Source organism: Klebsiella sp. G-Nf4, assembly GCF_002810615.1.
GTDB classification, from domain to species: Bacteria; Pseudomonadota; Gammaproteobacteria; order Enterobacterales; family Enterobacteriaceae; genus Klebsiella; species Klebsiella variicola.
The window spans coordinates 125,214-141,864 of the sequence record NZ_PION01000006.1 but is presented as its reverse complement, the minus strand read 5'-3'; the positions used below and the strand labels follow the sequence as shown (position 1 = coordinate 141,864).

Annotated in this window: 17 protein-coding genes; 12 read left to right on the top strand and 5 right to left on the bottom strand. The window is 58.0% G+C overall.

Going from position 1 to position 16,651, the window contains the following annotated elements:
- Positions 1 to 85 precede the first annotated feature (85 nt).
- The 5 genes from CWM57_RS14095 (at position 86) to CWM57_RS14075 (ending at position 7,012) form a co-directional block, all read left to right on the top strand.
- A complete protein-coding gene (locus CWM57_RS14095; protein WP_012543110.1) occupies positions 86 to 1,384 on the top strand; it encodes an adenylosuccinate synthase in 1,299 nt (432 codons plus the stop codon).
- A gap of 150 nt (positions 1,385 to 1,534) precedes the next feature.
- Positions 1,535 to 1,960, top strand: a complete 426-nt coding sequence (gene nsrR / locus CWM57_RS14090; protein WP_002885667.1) for a nitric oxide-sensing transcriptional repressor NsrR — start codon at positions 1,535 to 1,537, stop codon at positions 1,958 to 1,960.
- A 36-nt stretch (positions 1,961 to 1,996) separates the two neighbouring features.
- Positions 1,997 to 4,435: a ribonuclease R gene (gene rnr / locus CWM57_RS14085; RefSeq protein ID WP_100676136.1), complete on the top strand. Its 2,439-nt coding sequence runs from the start codon at positions 1,997 to 1,999 to the stop codon at positions 4,433 to 4,435.
- An 82-nt stretch (positions 4,436 to 4,517) separates the two neighbouring features.
- Entirely contained in the window at positions 4,518 to 5,249 is a 732-nt protein-coding gene (gene rlmB, locus CWM57_RS14080; protein ID WP_061156025.1) for a 23S rRNA (guanosine(2251)-2'-O)-methyltransferase RlmB, read from the top strand.
- A gap of 125 nt (positions 5,250 to 5,374) precedes the next feature.
- Positions 5,375 to 7,012: an isovaleryl-CoA dehydrogenase gene (locus CWM57_RS14075; protein WP_074387278.1), complete on the top strand. Its 1,638-nt coding sequence runs from the start codon at positions 5,375 to 5,377 to the stop codon at positions 7,010 to 7,012.
- Here the strand turns inward: CWM57_RS14075 and yjfN are convergent.
- Positions 7,003 to 7,278: a DUF1471 family protease activator YjfN gene (gene yjfN, locus CWM57_RS14070; protein ID WP_008807186.1), complete on the bottom strand. Its 276-nt coding sequence runs from the start codon at positions 7,276 to 7,278 to the stop codon at positions 7,003 to 7,005. The genes CWM57_RS14075 and yjfN overlap by 10 nt on opposite strands.
- Positions 7,279 to 7,415: 137 nt before the next feature.
- Entirely contained in the window at positions 7,416 to 7,724 is a 309-nt protein-coding gene (gene bsmA, locus CWM57_RS14065; protein WP_008807185.1) for a biofilm peroxide resistance protein BsmA, read from the bottom strand.
- Between the two features lie 209 nt (positions 7,725 to 7,933).
- Between bsmA and yjfP the strand changes: the two genes are divergently transcribed.
- A complete protein-coding gene (gene yjfP / locus CWM57_RS14060) occupies positions 7,934 to 8,650 on the top strand; it encodes an esterase (protein WP_061156023.1) in 717 nt (238 codons plus the stop codon).
- On the opposite strand, the gene ulaR is transcribed toward yjfP, so the two are convergent.
- Together ulaR and ulaG are read right to left on the bottom strand one after the other, a co-directional pair.
- Complete coding sequence (gene ulaR, locus CWM57_RS14055) at positions 8,647 to 9,402, bottom strand: HTH-type transcriptional regulator UlaR (protein ID WP_074387277.1); 756 nt, start codon at positions 9,400 to 9,402, stop codon at positions 8,647 to 8,649. The genes yjfP and ulaR overlap by 4 nt on opposite strands.
- Before the next feature lie 107 nt (positions 9,403 to 9,509).
- On the bottom strand, positions 9,510 to 10,574 hold the full coding sequence (ulaG, locus tag CWM57_RS14050) for an L-ascorbate 6-phosphate lactonase (protein WP_008807182.1): 1,065 nt from the start codon (positions 10,572 to 10,574) through the stop codon (positions 9,510 to 9,512).
- 366 nt (positions 10,575 to 10,940) lie between these two features.
- On the opposite strand from ulaG, the gene ulaA reads away from it, so the two are divergent.
- Genes ulaA through CWM57_RS14020 form a run of 6 tightly spaced genes read left to right on the top strand, consistent with a single transcriptional unit; the run spans position 10,941 to position 15,350 of the window.
- Entirely contained in the window at positions 10,941 to 12,341 is a 1,401-nt protein-coding gene (ulaA, locus tag CWM57_RS14045; RefSeq protein ID WP_100631235.1) for a PTS ascorbate transporter subunit IIC, read from the top strand.
- Between the two features lie 12 nt (positions 12,342 to 12,353).
- Positions 12,354 to 12,659, top strand: coding sequence for a PTS ascorbate transporter subunit IIB (ulaB, locus tag CWM57_RS14040; RefSeq protein ID WP_002885682.1), 306 nt, complete (start codon positions 12,354 to 12,356; stop codon positions 12,657 to 12,659).
- A 9-nt stretch (positions 12,660 to 12,668) separates the two neighbouring features.
- Complete coding sequence (gene ulaC / locus CWM57_RS14035) at positions 12,669 to 13,136, top strand: PTS ascorbate transporter subunit IIA (protein WP_008807180.1); 468 nt, start codon at positions 12,669 to 12,671, stop codon at positions 13,134 to 13,136.
- A gap of 13 nt (positions 13,137 to 13,149) precedes the next feature.
- The gene (ulaD, locus tag CWM57_RS14030; RefSeq protein ID WP_074387274.1) at positions 13,150 to 13,800 is read left to right on the top strand and encodes a 3-keto-L-gulonate-6-phosphate decarboxylase UlaD; all 651 of its coding nucleotides are present in this window, start codon (positions 13,150 to 13,152) and stop codon (positions 13,798 to 13,800) included.
- A 9-nt stretch (positions 13,801 to 13,809) separates the two neighbouring features.
- Positions 13,810 to 14,664, top strand: coding sequence for an L-ribulose-5-phosphate 3-epimerase (locus tag CWM57_RS14025; RefSeq protein ID WP_100676137.1), 855 nt, complete (start codon positions 13,810 to 13,812; stop codon positions 14,662 to 14,664).
- Positions 14,664 to 15,350: an L-ribulose-5-phosphate 4-epimerase gene (locus tag CWM57_RS14020; RefSeq protein WP_100676138.1), complete on the top strand. Its 687-nt coding sequence runs from the start codon at positions 14,664 to 14,666 to the stop codon at positions 15,348 to 15,350. Before CWM57_RS14025 ends, CWM57_RS14020 begins: the two co-directional genes overlap by 1 nt.
- A gap of 62 nt (positions 15,351 to 15,412) precedes the next feature.
- Here the strand turns inward: CWM57_RS14020 and CWM57_RS14015 are convergent, their stop codons facing one another.
- Positions 15,413 to 16,606, bottom strand: coding sequence for an MFS transporter (locus CWM57_RS14015; RefSeq protein WP_100676139.1), 1,194 nt, complete (start codon positions 16,604 to 16,606; stop codon positions 15,413 to 15,415).
- Between the last annotated feature and the right edge of the window lie 45 nt (positions 16,607 to 16,651).

Genomic DNA, 16,651 nt, shown 5'->3' with positions numbered 1-16,651 from the left:
TTGCCTTATTTTGGATGCAAAAAGTGCTGTAACTCTGAAAAAGCGATGGTAGAATCCATTTTTAAGCAAACGGTGATTTTGAAAAATGGGTAACAACGTCGTCGTACTGGGCACCCAATGGGGTGACGAAGGTAAAGGGAAGATCGTCGATCTCCTGACAGAACGGGCTAAATATGTTGTGCGCTACCAGGGTGGCCATAACGCAGGCCATACTCTCGTAATCAACGGTGAAAAAACCGTCCTCCATCTTATTCCATCAGGTATTCTCCGTGAGAATGTAACCAGCATCATCGGTAACGGTGTTGTGCTGTCTCCGGCTGCGCTGATGAAAGAGATGAAAGGTCTGGAAGACCGTGGTATCCCTGTTCGTGAGCGTCTGCTGCTGTCCGAAGCCTGCCCGCTTATCCTCGACTATCACGTGGCGCTGGACGTCGCACGTGAGAAAGCACGCGGTGCGAAAGCGATCGGTACGACCGGTCGCGGTATCGGCCCGGCTTACGAAGATAAAGTTGCTCGTCGCGGTCTGCGCGTTGGCGACCTGTTTGATAAAGCCACCTTCGCTGACAAACTGAAAGAAGTGATGGAATATCACAACTTCCAGTTGGTGAACTTCTACAAAGCGGAAGCGGTTGACTACCAGAAAGTGCTGGACGATGTCATGGCGATTGCCGACATCCTCACCGGCATGGTCGTTGATGTTTCCGATCTGCTGGATCAGGCGCGTAAGCGCGGCGACTTCGTGATGTTCGAAGGCGCGCAGGGTACCCTGCTGGATATCGACCACGGTACCTATCCGTACGTAACTTCCTCCAACACCACAGCTGGTGGCGTGGCGACCGGTTCTGGCCTGGGTCCGCGTTATGTGGATTACGTACTGGGTATCATCAAAGCTTACTCGACTCGCGTAGGCGCGGGTCCGTTCCCGACCGAGCTGTTTGATGAAACTGGCGAGTTCCTCTGCAAGCAGGGTAACGAATTCGGCGCCACCACCGGTCGTCGTCGTCGTACCGGCTGGCTGGACGCGGTTGCAGTACGCCGCGCGGTGCAGATTAACTCGCTGTCCGGCTTCTGCCTGACTAAACTGGACGTCCTGGACGGCCTGAAAGAAGTGAAAATCTGCGTCGGCTACCGTATGCCGGACGGCCGTGAAGTGACCACCACTCCGCTGGCTGCCGACAACTGGGAAGGTATCGAGCCTATCTACGAAACCATGCCGGGCTGGTCCGAAACCACCTTCGGCGTGAAAGAGCGCAGCGGTCTGCCGCAGGCAGCGCTGAACTACATTCAGCGTATTGAAGAGCTGACCGGCGTGCCGGTGGATATCATTTCTACTGGTCCAGACCGTACCGAGACCATGATTCTGCGCGACCCGTTCGACGCGTAATCACTCTCAAGGGGCGCCGTTCGGGCGCCCTTGTTTTTGCTGTTCGCCCGCCCCATTTCAAATAAATTAGCGGCCTGAGCGCTGGCTGGTTTATCATCAATAATAATGATGTCGCTCGACATACCCTGTTTTCTTTTCCCTGAGGTTTATGTGCAGTTAACGAGTTTCACCGATTACGGATTACGCGCGCTGATTTATATGGCGTCGCTGCCGGAAGGACGCATGACCAGCATCTCGGAAGTGACCGAGGTCTATGGCGTCTCCCGTAATCATATGGTTAAAATAATCAATCAGTTAAGCCGCATGGGCTACGTGACTGCCGTGCGGGGGAAGAATGGGGGCATTCGCCTCGGTAAACCAGCAGGGCAGATCCGCGTGGGCGACGTGGTGCGCGACCTTGAACCCTTATCGCTGGTCAACTGCAGCAGCGAATTTTGCCACATTACACCAGCCTGTCGTCTGAAACAGGCGCTAGCTGAAGCCGCGCAGAGTTTTCTCAAGGAGCTGGATAACTATACGCTGGCTGATTTGGTTGAGAAGAATCAACCGCTTTATAAATTATTACTGGTGGAGTGACGCCACTCTGCCGGAGATGACAACGGAGGAACCGATATGTCACAAGATCCATTCCAGGAACGCGAAGCTGAGAAGTACGCGAATCCCATCCCGAGCCGGGAATTTATCCTCGAACATTTAACCAAACGGGAAAAGCCTGCCAGCCGCGATGAGCTGGCCATCGAGTTGAATATTGAGGGCGAAGAACAAATAGAAGCGCTGCGCCGCCGCCTGCGCGCGATGGAGCGCGACGGTCAGCTGGTCTTCACACGCCGCCAGTGCTATGCGCTGCCGGAGCGTCTTGATCTCCTCAAAGGTACCGTTATTGGCCACCGTGATGGCTATGGATTCCTGCGCGTTGAAGGGCGCAAGGACGATCTGTATCTGTCGTCAGAGCAGATGAAAACCTGTATTCACGGTGACCAGGTGCTGGCCCAGCCGCTGGGTGCGGACCGTAAGGGCCGCCGCGAGGCGCGCATCGTTCGTGTGCTGGTACCGAAAACCAGCCAGATTGTTGGCCGCTACTTCACCGACGCTGGCGTCGGCTTCGTCGTCCCGGACGACAGTCGCCTGAGCTTCGATATCCTGATCCCGCCTGAAGATATTATGGGCGCGCGGATGGGCTACGTGGTGGTGGTCGAACTGACCCAGCGCCCAACCCGCCGCACCAAAGCGGTCGGGAAAATCGTCGAAGTGCTGGGCGACAACATGGGCACCGGCATGGCCGTCGATATGGCGCTGCGTACCCATGAAATTCCTTACGTCTGGCCGCCGGCGGTGGAAAAACAAGTTTCCGGCCTCAAAGAGCAGGTGCCGGAAGAGGCGAAAGCCGGACGCGTCGATCTGCGCTCTCTGCCGCTGGTCACTATTGATGGCGAAGATGCCCGCGACTTCGATGACGCGGTGTACTGCGAGAAGAAACGCGGCGGCGGCTGGCGTCTGTGGGTGGCTATCGCCGACGTGAGCTACTATGTGCGCCCCGGTACGCCGCTGGACGGTGAAGCGCGTAGCCGCGGGACGTCGGTCTACTTCCCGTCGCAGGTGGTGCCGATGCTGCCGGAAGTGCTGTCGAATGGCCTGTGCTCGCTGAACCCGCAGGTAGATCGCCTGTGTATGGTGTGCGAGATGACGATTTCGTCAAAAGGCCGCCTGACCGGCTTTAAGTTCTATGAAGCGGTGATGAGTTCACATGCTCGCCTGACCTACACCAAAGTGTGGCATATGCTGCAGGGCGATCAGGAGCTGCGCGAACACTACGCGCCGCTGGTGAAGCATATTGAAGAGCTGCATAACCTCTACAAAGTGCTGGAGAGCGCCCGCGAAGAGCGCGGCGGTATCTCATTTGAAAGTGAAGAAGCTAAATTCATCTTCAATGCCGAACGCCGTATTGAGCGTATCGAACAGACTCAGCGTAACGATGCGCATAAGCTGATTGAAGAGTGTATGATCCTGGCGAACATCTCCGCCGCGCGTTTCGTTGAGAAAGCGCAGGAGCCGGCACTGTTCCGTATCCACGATAAGCCAAGCACCGAAGCGATTACCTCGTTCCGTACCGTGCTGGCTGAGCTGGGACTGGAGCTGCCGGGCGGCAACAAGCCGGAGCCGCGCGATTACGCCGAACTGTTGACCTCCATTGCCGATCGCCCGGATGCAGAAATGCTGCAAACGATGCTCCTGCGCTCCATGAAGCAGGCCGTTTACGATCCGGAAAACCGTGGCCACTTTGGCCTGGCGCTGCAGTCATACGCCCACTTCACCTCGCCGATTCGCCGCTACCCGGATCTGTCGCTGCACCGCGCCATCAAGTATCTGCTGGCAAAAGAGCAGGGACATAAAGGGAATAGCACCGAGACCGGCGGCTGGCACTACAGCATGGAAGAGATGCTGCAGCTGGGCCAGCACTGTTCGATGACCGAGCGCCGCGCCGACGAAGCGACGCGTGAAGTATCCGACTGGCTGAAGTGCGACTTCATGCAGGATCAGGTGGGCAACACCTTCTCCGGTGTCATCGCCAGCGTGACCGGCTTTGGCTTCTTTGTCCGCCTGAACGATCTGTTTATTGACGGTCTGGTGCATGTCTCCTCCCTGGATAACGACTATTACCGTTTTGACCAGGTTGGCCAGCGGCTGATCGGCGAGTCCGGCGGCCAGACTTATCGTCTGGGCGACCGTGTGGAAGTCCGCGTGGAAGCCGTCAACATGGACGAGCGTAAGATTGATTTCAGCCTGATTTCCAGCGAGCGTGCGCCGCGTAATGTTGGCAAAACTGCCCGTGAGAAAGCGAAAAAGAGCACCTCTGGCAAACCGGGTGGCCGTCGCCGCCAGGTGGGTAAACAGGTGAACTTCGAGCCGGATAGCGCGTTCCGCAAAGAAAAAGAGCAGGCTAAAGCGAAGCCCAAAGGCGAGAAGAAAGCGAAAAAACCGTCGGCGAAAACACAGAAAATCGCCGCCGCGACCAAAGCCAAGCGCGCGGCAAAGAAGAAAATCGCCGAGTGATTGACGTCCCTTCACTCCAGAAGTCTGCTGGCGCAGAACGGGGTGAAGGGGACGGATAACAGAACCTAAAACGAGTACATCAATGAGTGAAATGATTTACGGCATCCATGCGGTGCAGGCACTGCTGGAACGCGCACCTGAGCGTTTTCAGGAAGTTTATATTCTGAAAGGCCGTGAGGATAAGCGCCTGCTGCCGCTGATCCATGCCCTGGAAGCGCAGGGCGTGGTGATTCAGGTGGCCAACCGCCAGTTCCTCGATGAGAAGAGCGAAGGCGCGGTGCATCAGGGGATCATTGCTCGCGTGAAGCCCGGACGTCAGTATCAGGAGAACGATCTGCCGGATCTGCTGGCGCAGCACGATCAGCCGTTCCTGCTGATCCTCGATGGCGTAACCGATCCGCACAACCTCGGCGCCTGCCTGCGTAGCGCCGACGCCGCCGGCGTGCATGCGGTGATCGTGCCGCGAGATCGTTCCGCTCAGCTGAATGCGACGGCGAAGAAAGTGGCCTGCGGCGCGGCGGAGAACGTCCCGCTAATCCGCGTGACCAACCTGGCGCGCACTATGCGTCTGCTGCAGGAAGAAAACGTCTGGATCGTCGGGACCGCTGGCGAAGCCGACCATACGCTGTTCCAGAGCAAAATGACCGGTCCGATGGCGCTGGTGATGGGCGCTGAAGGCGAAGGTATGCGTCGTCTGACCCGCGAGCACTGCGATGAGCTAATCAGCATCCCGATGGCGGGCAGCGTCTCCTCGCTGAACGTCTCGGTGGCCACCGGCATCTGCCTGTTTGAAGCGGTACGCCAGCGCAGCTAAGCTGAACCGTCGACGAATCAAAAAAAGCCATCCTTCGGGATGGCTTTTTTGTGACCGCTTTCGCGGGCGAGAATCCCCCTTGAAAACCATACTTATGGCTATCGCCATTGATGGAGGGAGACACGATGCACTGGCAAACGCACACCGTTTTTAATCAACCGACTCCGCTGAATAACAGCAATCTTTTCCTGTCCGATACCGCCCTGCGTGAAGCGGTGGTCCGCGAAGGCGCCGGCTGGGATGGCGATCTGCTCGCCAGTATTGGCCAGCAGCTGGGGACCGCCGAATCACTGGAGCTGGGACGTCTGGCCAACAGTAACCCACCGGAGCTGCTGCGTTATGACGCCACCGGCGCCCGGCTGGACGACGTGCGCTTCCATCCCGCCTGGCACCTGCTGATGCAGGGGCTGTGTGCAAACCGGGTGCATAACCTCGCCTGGCAGGAGGATGCCCGTGAAGGCGCTTTTGTCGCCCGCGCCGCTCGCTTTCTGCTCCATGCCCAGGTGGAGGCTGGGACATTGTGCCCGATTACCATGACCTTCGCCGCGACGCCGCTGCTGCAGCACGCCCTGCCCGCGCCCTTTCGTGACTGGCTGTCGCCGCTGCTGAGCGACCGTTACGATCCCCATCTTGCGCCGGGCGGTCAGAAGCGCGGCCTGCTGATCGGCATGGGGATGACCGAGAAGCAAGGGGGCTCCGATGTGCTGAGCAATACCACCCGCGCGGAGAAAACGGCGGAAGGGTTTTACCGGCTGGTGGGACACAAGTGGTTCTTCTCGGTGCCGCAGAGCGATGCCCACCTGGTGCTGGCCCAGGCCCCCGCGGGACTGTCGTGCTTCTTTGTGCCGCGTCTGCTGCCAGACGGGCAGCGCAACGGCGTGCGTCTTGAACGCTTAAAAGAGAAGCTCGGCAACCGCTCCAACGCCAGCAGTGAAGTGGAGTTTTATGATGCCTGCGGCTGGCTGGTGGGCGAAGAGGGCGACGGCGTGCGGCAGATCCTCAGGATGGGCGGCCTGACCCGCTTTGACTGCGCGCTGGGCAGCCATGCCCTGATGCGTCGCGCCTTCTCGGTGGCGCTGTATCACGCGCTACAGCGTCAGGCGTTTGGCAAAAACCTGGTCGATCAGCCGATGATGCGCCAGCTGCTGGGGCAAATGGCGCTGCGTCTGGAGGGGCAAACCGCGTTTCTGTTTCGTCTGGCTCGCGCCTGGGACCGTCGGGATGATGCCCGGGAAAGCGCATGGGCACGCCTGTTTACGCCTGCGGCCAAGTTTGCCATCTGCAAGGCCGGTATCCCGTTTGTCGCCGAGGCGATGGAAGTGCTCGGCGGCATCGGCTACTGCGAGGAGAGCGAACTCCCGCGCCTCTACCGTGAGATGCCGGTCAACAGCATCTGGGAAGGTTCCGGAAACATTATGTGTCTCGATGTCATGCGGGTGCTCAGCAAGCAGCCGGCGGCGATGGAGCTGCTGGCGGCAGAGTGCGCGGAGGTGAAGGGACAGAATCGCCATCTCGACCGCGCGTGGCGTCAACTGCAGCAGCTGCTGAGACGGCCCGCCGAAGAGCAGGGGAGAGAGATTGCCCGGCTGGTCTATCGTCTTGGCGCAGGGGCGCAGATGCTGCGCCACGCTTCGCCGCCGCTGGCTGAAGCCTGGTGTCGGATGATGCTCGACACCCGCGGCGGCATGCGTCTTGATGCGCCGACCCTCGACGACCTGCTGCTGCGGGCCATGGGGCGCGGGCGCCAGGCGCCTCAGGCGTAGAGAATGGCCTGCACGCGCCAGCTGTCCGGCTGTTGTTCTTCGTACATCTGAATAATGCGATACCAGGAGGCGCCTTGCTCGTCCGCTTTGCGGGCAATGGCGTGCTCCACATCCTGTTGGCTGCCGGAAAGATTAGTGACGGAGATCAGACCGATTTCATTCAGGCCAGTGACGCAATCCGCGCTGGCGAATTCGGCTGACTGCGCGGAGGTATTGGCCGTCGCAGCGGTAAACAGCAGGCTGGGTAGGGTAAAAGATCGTTTCATCGTCAGCTCCATTTCACGTAGTCCCAAGGGCAGTCCGTTGCTAACGTCCTGCCAGGTGGCTGGCCGAACGTTATTATGCACAGGAGAACGTGAATGGACGCAAAGCTGTGTAAAGCAGATTTAAAGACGCCGCCTCGTCATCGACGATAGAGGATCGCCTGCGAATACCACTGGCCGGGTACCATGGTGTCATCGATCATGATGATGACGTAGTAATCGGCTTTGGCCGCTTCTGCTTTGGCCTTCAACGCCGCTTCGACATCCATTGGCGAACCGTACATCAGCACACTCACCGTGGCCATTTTCTGCAGGCCAGCCGTCTGATTACGCTGGATCTCCTGCGGATGGTCGGTGGCGGGCGGCGGGGCTTCCGGCGTCCCCTGCAGGGCACTACACCCGCTGAGCACGATAGCCAGTAACCACGGTGAAAACCTGCGCATAACCATATCTCGTTTCCTGATAGTGATAGTGTAGTGGTAGCCTTAACAGGATTTCCGGGGAATGTTCCCGAACTGTTATCTCTGACGCGATTTTCGAATGAAAATGTTGTGAAAGCGTAACCAGGTTCTCAACATTATGAATCGTAGCAAACCGGGTTGCCTGGTGAATGAATTTTCCCATGACGCCTAACCACGATAGAGAAGGGAGACGATAAATGATTGCACTAGAAATGCGCAACCTCGGCGGCGGTGAAATTTTGCATGCCTGCCCACAGGAGAGTCTGGATAAACCTTTGCCCTGTATCGTCTTTTATCATGGCTTTACCTCCTCGAAGCTGGTCTACAGCTACTTTGCGGTGGCGTTGGCCGAGGCGGGCTTCCGGGTGATCATGCCGGACGCCCCGGAGCATGGGGCGCGTTATCAGGGCGACGAGGCCGGGCGGATGCAGCGCTTCTGGCCGATCCTGCAGCAGAATTTCAGGGAGTTTCCCGCGCTGCGCGAGGCGATTATCGCCGAGGGATGGCTGGAGGGAGAGCGGCTGGCGGTGGCTGGCGCCTCGATGGGAGGGATGACGGCGCTGGGTATCATGACGCACCATCCCGAACTGAACAGCGTCGCTTGTCTGATGGGGTCGGGCTATTTTCGTTCGCTGTCGCAAACCCTGTTTCCCTCGCCTGGCTTTGATGCTGACAGTCTCCGCGAGTGGGATGTCAGCCATCAGCTGGCGTCCCTTGCCCGGCGGCCGCTGTTGCTCTGGCATGGGGACGCTGACGATGTGGTGCCGCCGGAAGAGACCTTTCGTCTTGAGCAGGCGCTGCGGCAAGGCGATCTTGCCGCCAGGCTGACCTGCGTCTGGCAAAAGGGCGTCCGCCATCGCATTACGCCAGAGGCGCTGGCCGCGACGGTCGCCTTTTTCCGCCAGCATCTTTAAACGCGGATCACGCTGACGCCCTGATCCTCAAGCTGTTTGAGGATTGCGGCATCAGCCTGTTTCCCGGTGATCACCACGTCAATTTGCCTGGCCTGGCTGAATAACATCCCGGCGCGCTCGCCGATCTTGCTGCTGTCGACCAGCACCGCCAGTTTGCCGACCACGCTGAGCATTTTCTGCTCGGCCATGGCGGTCAACATATCGGTTTTGTAGAGCCCTTCGGCGGTGAGCCCTTTGCCGCTGGTGAACATCCAGTGCCCGGCATACAGGCTGTTTTCGCTACCGTGGGGGCTGAGTGTGATGGCGTGGCTGCGGTTATACTGCCCGCCCATGATAATCACGCTGTCGTGCTCCTGATCGATCAGATAATTAGCCAGCGGCAGATAGTTGGTGATGATCTGCACCGGTTTACCGCACAGTTCCCGTCCCAGCAGAAAGGCGGTGGAGCCGCAGTTAATGACGATACTTTCCCCTGGCGCGATCAACTGCGAAGCGGCGCGTGCAATACGCACTTTTTCATCCAGATTTTGCGCCTGGTGGATGTTCATTGGCGTCCAGCGGGGGCGCTGCTCACTAATGGCTTCCGCGCCATTGCGAACCTTTTTCAGTTTGCCGCTTTCATCCAGCTTGTTGATATCACGTCGGGCGGTTGCGGGTGAGATCCCGAGCCGCGACATCACCTGCTCTACGGTAACAAACCCCGTTTGGGCGAGCAGATCCAGCAGAATTTGGTGCCTTTGCGCTTCCGTCATGAGCGAATCCGATTAAAAGTGAACGGCAAAGATGATATTTGAAATCATGTGAAAATACTAACCCTGCGGCGGGGTATTTCCGGCAGGCAGTGCCTGCCGGAGGCGGCTTACAGGAAGGATTTGAACGGCAGGTCCGGCTCAATGGTGAAGCAGTCATCGAAGCCGCGCGGGTAGTGATATTCGAAATTGTCTTTATCCAGCGGCCAGGTAAATTTGCCGCCGACCTGCCAGATAAACGGCTTGAAGCCGTACTTCAGACGATCCTTTTTCATCTCCCACAGGACGCGGATCTCCTGCGGATCGGCCTGAAAGTTTGACCAGATATCATGGTGGAACGGGATCACCACTTTGGCGTTGAGCGACTCCGCCATACGCAGGATATCGGCGCTGGTCATTTTGTCGGTGATGCCGCGCGGGTTCTCGCCATACGAGCCGAGGGCGACGTCAATTTGATGCTCGTTGCCGTGTTTCGCGTAGTAGTTGGAGTAGTGGGAATCGCCGCTGTGGTAGAGATTGCCACCCGGTGTTTTAAACAGATAGTTGACTGCGCGCTGGTCCATGCCGTCCGGCAGCACGCCGGCGGCTTTTTGATCCGCCGGGAGGGTGATCAGCGCCGTGCGATCGAACGCGTCGAGCGCGTGGATCTCAATGTCTTTGATCTTCACTACATCGCCGGGCTTCATGACGATACACCGCGCTTTCGGTACGCCCCAGCCTATCCACAGATCGACGCAGGTTTTCGGCCCAATAAAGGGCACATCGGCAGGGCAGTTCTGCATCACGGCGGCGGCGACGTTGACGTCAATATGATCGTTATGATCATGGGTCGCCAGTACGGCGTCAATTTGGCGAATGGCGAACGGATCGAGCACGAACGGCGTGGTGCGCAGGTTCGGCTGCAGTTTCTTCACCCCCGCCATCCGCTGCATTTGATGGCCGGTTTTCATCAGCGGATTGCCGTGGCTCTGTTTGCCGGTGCCGCACCAGAAATCGACGCAGACGTTAGCTCCACCCTCGGATTTTAACCAGATGCCGGTACAGCCCAGCCACCACATGGCGAAGGTGCCTGGCGCAACCTGCTCTTGTTCAATCTCTTCATTCAGCCAGCTACCCCATTCCGGAAAGGTGTTCAGGATCCATGATTCTCGGGTGATGGTTTGGACTTTACTCATCGCGGTCTTCCTCATGCATTTTCAAAAGTAATCATTATTTGATTGGTTTTGATTTATGTTGTCACTGTGTTTTCAAGATTGCAATCTTGTTTTCCTGCATTTTTGCGAGGCATCGCGCATAATTTCCGGGCTCTATCCGCTCAAATTGACGTTAGATGTTGTTTTATCTATATGATTTAAAGATATTTATTTATGTCTCTATGTACGTAATTGGTAATGACCTGAGGTAAAGTAAGGATTATTGCGGTGTACGTCACATTTAATCAAATTCAATCTTGTTGTGATTATTTTTGATTATTAGAGTGATGGCGACGACAACTGCTGAGCGACATGCGCGTTCAAAGCCTTCCTCTTCTGGAGTGTGTTATGGAGATCCTCTACAACATCTTTACCGTCTTCTTTAATCAGGTCATGACCAATGCCCCGCTGCTGCTGGGTATCGTGACCTGTCTTGGCTATATCCTGTTGCGTAAAAGCGTCAGCGTGATTATCAAAGGTACGATCAAAACCATCATTGGTTTCATGCTGTTACAAGCCGGTTCCGGCATCCTCACCAGCACCTTTAAGCCGGTGGTGGCGAAAATGTCAGAGGTCTATGGCATCAATGGCGCGATTTCCGACACTTACGCCTCGATGATGGCGACCATCGACCGGATGGGCGAGGCCTACAGCTGGGTGGGGTATGCGGTGCTCCTGGCACTGGCGCTCAACATCTGTTATGTCCTGCTGCGGCGCATTACCGGTATCCGCACCATCATGCTGACTGGCCATATCATGTTTCAGCAGGCGGGGCTGATTGCGGTCTCGTTCTTCATCTTTGGTTACGGGATGTGGACGACTATTATCTGCACTGCGGTACTGGTCTCCCTGTACTGGGGGATCACCTCCAACATGATGTTCAAGCCGACTCAGCTGGTCACCGACGGCTGCGGTTTTTCCATCGGTCACCAGCAGCAGTTTGCCTCGTGGATTGCCTACAAAGTGGCGCCGTATCTGGGGAAAAAAGAGGAGAGCGTCGAAGAGCTCAAGCTGCCCGGCTGGCTGAATATCTTCCACGACAACATCGTTTCTACCGCGATTGTGATGACCATTTTCTTTGGCGCGATCCTGCTTTCCTTCGGTATTGATGTAGTGCAGGCGATGGCGGGTAAAACCCACTGGACGGTCTATATCCTGCAGACCGGTTTCTCCTTCGCGGTGGCAATTTTCATCATTACCCAGGGCGTGCGGATGTTCGTCGCCGAACTGTCCGAAGCCTTCAACGGTATCTCGCAACGCCTGATCCCCGGCGCGGTGCTGGCGATTGACTGCGCCGCGATCTACAGCTTTGCGCCGAATGCGGTGGTGTGGGGCTTTATGTGGGGCACCATCGGCCAGCTGATTGCCGTCGGCATTCTGGTCGGCATCGGCTCTTCAATTCTGATTATTCCAGGCTTTATCCCGATGTTCTTCTCCAACGCGACGATTGGCGTTTTTGCCAACCACTTCGGCGGCTGGCGCGCGGCGCTCAAGATCTGCCTGGTGATGGGCATGATTGAAATCTTCGGCTGCGTATGGGCGGTGAAGCTCACCGGTATGAGCGCCTGGATGGGGATGGCGGACTGGTCGATTCTGGCGCCGCCGATGATGCAGGGCTTCGCCTCCATCGGGCTGGCGTTTATGGCCGTCATCATCCTGATTGCACTGGCTTATATGTTCTTCGCCGGCCGAGCACTGCGCGCCGAGGAAGACGCGGAAAAACAACTGGCAGAGGCCTCTGCCCAATAAGGAGTTCTGATTATGACCGTACGTATTCTGGCTGTGTGTGGCAACGGGCAAGGCAGTTCCATGATCATGAAAATGAAGGTGGATCAGTTCCTGACGCAATCCAACATCGACCACACGGTAAACAGCTGCGCGGTAGGTGAATACAAAAGCGAGCTGAACGGCGCGGATATCATCATCGCTTCAACCCATATCGCGGGGGAGATTACCGTCTCCGGCAATAAACACGTGGTGGGCGTACGCAATATGCTGTCGCCGGCGGATTTCGGCCCAAAACTGCTGGAGGTGATCAAAGCTCACTTCCCGCAGGACGTGAAATAAGGAGCGGCCATGAAACTCCATGACTCACTGGCGCAGAACCACTCCATTCGCCTGCAGGCGGAAGCGGAAACCTGGCAGGAGGCGGTGAAGATCGGCGTCGATTTGCTGGTGGCCGCCGACGTAGTGGAACCGCGCTACTACCAGGCGATCCTCGACGGCGTCGCGCAGCATGGCCCCTATTTTGTTATCGCGCCGGGGCTGGCGATGCCGCACGGGCGGCCGGAAGAGGGCGTCAAAAAAACCGGCTTTGCGCTGGTGACGCTAAAAAAACCGTTGATTTTCAATCACGAAGATAACGACCCGGTCGACATCCTGATCACTATGGCGGCGGTTGACGCCACCACCCACCAGGAGGTGGGCATCATGCAGATCGTTAACCTGTTTGATGATGAAGCCAATTTCGACCGTTTACGCGCCTGCCGTAGCGAGCAGGAAGTGCTGGATTTAATCAAAAACGCCACCGCGGCGGCTGTTTAAAAGGAACACCATCATGTCATTACCTATGTTACAGGTCGCTCTGGACAACCAAACGCTGGCCAGCGCCTATGAAACGACCCGCCTGATCGCCGAAGAGGTGGATATCATTGAAGTCGGCACTATTCTTTGCGTCGGCGAAGGGGTGCGTGCGGTGCGCGATCTGAAAGCGCTGTATCCGCATAAAATCGTGCTGGCGGACGCCAAAATTGCCGACGCCGGCAAGATCCTGTCGCGGATGTGCTTTGAAGCCAACGCCGACTGGGTCACGGTGATCTGCTGTGCCGATATCAATACCGCCAAAGGGGCGCTGGACGTCGCCAAAGAATATAACGGCGATGTGCAAATTGAGCTGACCGGCTTCTGGACCTGGGAGCAGGCGCAGGCATGGCGCGAGGCGGGTATTCAGCAGGTGGTCTATCACCGCAGCCGCGACGCACAGGCGGCAGGCGTGGCGTGGAGCGAGGCGGATATCAGCGCGATTAAACGTTTGTCCGATATGGGCTTCAAAGTGACTGTCACCGGCGGCCTGGCGCTGGAAGACCTGCCGCTGTTCGCCGGGATCCCTATCCACGTCTTTATTGCCGGGCGCAGCATCCGCGATGCCGCCTCGCCGGTGGAAGCGGCGCGCCAGTTTAAACGCTCAATCGCCCAGCTGTGGGGTTAAGGAGCGGTTATGTTGGCGAAATCCATTCCGCTCGGCATCTATGAAAAAGCGCTCCCCGCCGGGGAGTGCTGGCTGGAGCGGCTGCAGCTGGCGAAGGCGCTGGGTTTTGATTTTGTGGAAATGTCTCTCGATGAAACGGACGTTCGCCTTGCGCGACTGGACTGGAGCCCCGAGCAGCGTCTGGCGCTGGTCAAGGCGGTGGCTGACACCGGCGTCCGGGTACCATCGATGTGCCTTAGCGCCCATCGCCGTTTTCCGCTGGGTAGTGAAGACGACGCGGTGCGTCATCAGGGGCTGGAAATTATGCGTAAAGCCATCCAGCTGGCGCAGGATGTGGGGATCCGGGTGATCCAGCTGGCAGGCTACGACGTCTATTACCAGCAGGCGAACGATGAGACGCGCCGCCGCTTTCGCGACGGCCTGAAACAGAGCGTCGAGATGGCCAGCCGTGCCCAGGTCACGCTGGCGATGGAGATCATGGATTACCCGCTGATGAACTCGATCAGTAAGGCCTTAGGCTACGCCCATTACCTGAATAATCCGTGGTTCCAGCTTTACCCTGATATCGGCAATCTGTCAGCGTGGGATAACGACGTCCAGATGGAACTGAAGGCGGGGAGCGGGCATATCGTGGCGGTACACGTCAAAGACACGAAACCTGGCGTCTTTAAAAACGTGCCGTTCGGCGAAGGGGTGGTTGATTTTGAACGCTGCTTCGAAACGCTCAAGCAAACCGGCTACTGTGGCCCGTACCTGATTGAGATGTGGAGCGAAACTAGCACTGACCCGCTGGCGGAGGTGGCGAAGGCACGTGACTGGGTGAAGGCGCGGATGGCCCGCGCGGGCCTGATGGAGGCGGCGTAATGCAACAACTGAAACAGCAGGTGTTCGAGGCCAATATGGATCTGCCGCGCTACGGCCTGGTGACCTTCACCTGGGGCAATGTCAGCGCCATTGACCGGCAGCGCGGGCTGGTGGCGATCAAGCCCAGTGGCGTCGCCTATGAGACCATGAAGGCGGACGATATGGTTGTCGTGGATCTTGAGGGCAACGTGGTGGAAGGGCTGTATCGCCCCTCTTCCGATACCGCCACCCATCTGGCGCTCTATCGTCGTTATCCCGACCTTGGCGGGGTGGTGCATACCCACTCGACGCATGCCACCGCCTGGGCGCAGGCGGGGCTGGCGATCCCGGCGCTCGGCACCACTCATGCGGATTATTTCTTCGGTGATATCCCCTGCACCCGGGCGCTTAGCGCACAGGAGGTGGACGAGGCTTACGAGCTGAACACCGGCCTGGTGATTATCGAAACGCTGGGTGCGTCGAATCCGCTGCATACGCCAGGGATCGTCGTCTATCAGCACGGGCCGTTTGCCTGGGGCAAAGACGCCCACGAGGCGGTACACAACGCGGTGGTGATGGAAGAAGTGGCGCGCATGGCGTGGATTGCCCGCGGCATTAATCCGCAGCTGCAGCCCATCGACAGCTGGCTGATGAAAAAACATTTTCTGCGTAAACACGGGCCAAACGCCTACTACGGGCAGAAGTAAACAGCGTGCTCCGGGGCTTTCACCGTCACGGTGAAGCAACTGGTCTGGCCCCGGAGCCGTTTTTAATCCTGACGATAGGCCGATGGCATCACGCGCATGCCGATGAGCGTGACCATACAAATTATCGCTCCGGCGTAAAACGTCGAGGCGGCGCCGAAGGTTTCCCACAGTACCCCGGCGCCGGTACTGGCCAGCAGCAGCGCCAGGCCGCTCATCAGGTTGAACATGCCGAATGCCGTACCACGTAGTTCCGGCGGCGCGGTATGCGCAACCATCGCTGCCAGCAGGCCCTGGGTCATTCCCATATGAATCCCCCACAGCGCAACGCCGAGCAGCAGCGTACTCCAGTGGCCGCTGAGCGCCAGCACAATATCGGCGAGGATCAGCACCAGCAGTCCCCACTGCAGCAGTTTGCTGTGACTCATGCTGTCTGAGAGTTTACCGAACGGGTAGGCCGTGAGGCTGTAGACCAGGTTCATCGCCACCATCACCAGCGGAATGGTAAACAGCGGGATCTCCATCTGCTGGGCGCGCAGCACCAGAAAGGCTTCGCTGAAGCGGGCGAGGGTGAAGATGCTGCCGATGGCGACCACCCACCAGTAGGCGGCGGAGAGCTTTTGCAGATTTTCGCGCTTCAGCGGATTGCTGCGTTTATGGGCGATGGCGGATTTTGGCTCCTGCAGGCCAAAACCCAGCAGGAGAATGGAGAGCACGGCGGGAATGACCGCCACCCAGAAAATGGCGTGGAAATCGTTGGCCCAGATAAACATCAGTAGCACCGCCAGCAGCGGACCGAGAAACGCGCCGACGGTATCCAGCGCCTGACGTAGCCCGAAGGCGGCGCCGCGGATCTCCGGCGGCGTGACGTCAGCAACCAGCGCATCGCGCGGCGCGCCGCGAATACCTTTCCCCACGCGGTCAATCATGCGGGCGCTAAACACCACTCCGGCGGTGGGGGCGATGGCAAACAGCGGTTTGCTGAGCGCGCCCAGGCCGTATCCCAGCAGCGCCAGTCCTTTGCGCTTGCCGACATAGTCGCTGATCACGCCGGAGAAGACTTTCAGGATCAGGGCGGTGGCTTCTGCCAGCCCCTCAATAAGACCGATAATTATCACGCTGGCGCCGAGGGTGGTGGCCATAAACAGCGGTAAGAGGCTGTGGATCATCTCGGAGGAGACATCCATCAGCAGGCTGACGCCGCCGAGTACCCAAACGCCTTTGGGGATACGGCCTAAGGTGGCGAAACGCGGAACCATCAATCACTCCTGATTATCGAAAGGCGAGTGGCTGATTAAATCAGG

What these genes read in the sequence shown, in the direction of transcription:
- yjfN (WP_008807186.1), bottom strand. Translation starts at nt 7,278, where the DNA reads ATGAAACGATCTTTTACCCTACCCAGCCTGCTGTTTACCGCTGCGACG.
- bsmA (WP_008807185.1), bottom strand. Translation starts at nt 7,724, where the DNA reads ATGGTTATGCGCAGGTTTTCACCGTGGTTACTGGCTATCGTGCTCAGC.
- yjfP (WP_061156023.1), top strand. Translation starts at nt 7,934, where the DNA reads ATGATTGCACTAGAAATGCGCAACCTCGGCGGCGGTGAAATTTTGCAT.
- CWM57_RS14095 (WP_012543110.1), top strand. Translation starts at nt 86, where the DNA reads ATGGGTAACAACGTCGTCGTACTGGGCACCCAATGGGGTGACGAAGGT.
- ulaD (WP_074387274.1), top strand. Translation starts at nt 13,150, where the DNA reads ATGTCATTACCTATGTTACAGGTCGCTCTGGACAACCAAACGCTGGCC.
- ulaC (WP_008807180.1), top strand. Translation starts at nt 12,669, where the DNA reads ATGAAACTCCATGACTCACTGGCGCAGAACCACTCCATTCGCCTGCAG.
- rlmB (WP_061156025.1), top strand. Translation starts at nt 4,518, where the DNA reads ATGAGTGAAATGATTTACGGCATCCATGCGGTGCAGGCACTGCTGGAA.
- rnr (WP_100676136.1), top strand. Translation starts at nt 1,997, where the DNA reads ATGTCACAAGATCCATTCCAGGAACGCGAAGCTGAGAAGTACGCGAAT.
- CWM57_RS14015 (WP_100676139.1), bottom strand. Translation starts at nt 16,606, where the DNA reads ATGGTTCCGCGTTTCGCCACCTTAGGCCGTATCCCCAAAGGCGTTTGG.
- CWM57_RS14020 (WP_100676138.1), top strand. Translation starts at nt 14,664, where the DNA reads ATGCAACAACTGAAACAGCAGGTGTTCGAGGCCAATATGGATCTGCCG.
- ulaB (WP_002885682.1), top strand. Translation starts at nt 12,354, where the DNA reads ATGACCGTACGTATTCTGGCTGTGTGTGGCAACGGGCAAGGCAGTTCC.
- ulaA (WP_100631235.1), top strand. Translation starts at nt 10,941, where the DNA reads ATGGAGATCCTCTACAACATCTTTACCGTCTTCTTTAATCAGGTCATG.
- CWM57_RS14075 (WP_074387278.1), top strand. Translation starts at nt 5,375, where the DNA reads ATGCACTGGCAAACGCACACCGTTTTTAATCAACCGACTCCGCTGAAT.
- ulaR (WP_074387277.1), bottom strand. Translation starts at nt 9,402, where the DNA reads ATGACGGAAGCGCAAAGGCACCAAATTCTGCTGGATCTGCTCGCCCAA.
- CWM57_RS14025 (WP_100676137.1), top strand. Translation starts at nt 13,810, where the DNA reads ATGTTGGCGAAATCCATTCCGCTCGGCATCTATGAAAAAGCGCTCCCC.
- ulaG (WP_008807182.1), bottom strand. Translation starts at nt 10,574, where the DNA reads ATGAGTAAAGTCCAAACCATCACCCGAGAATCATGGATCCTGAACACC.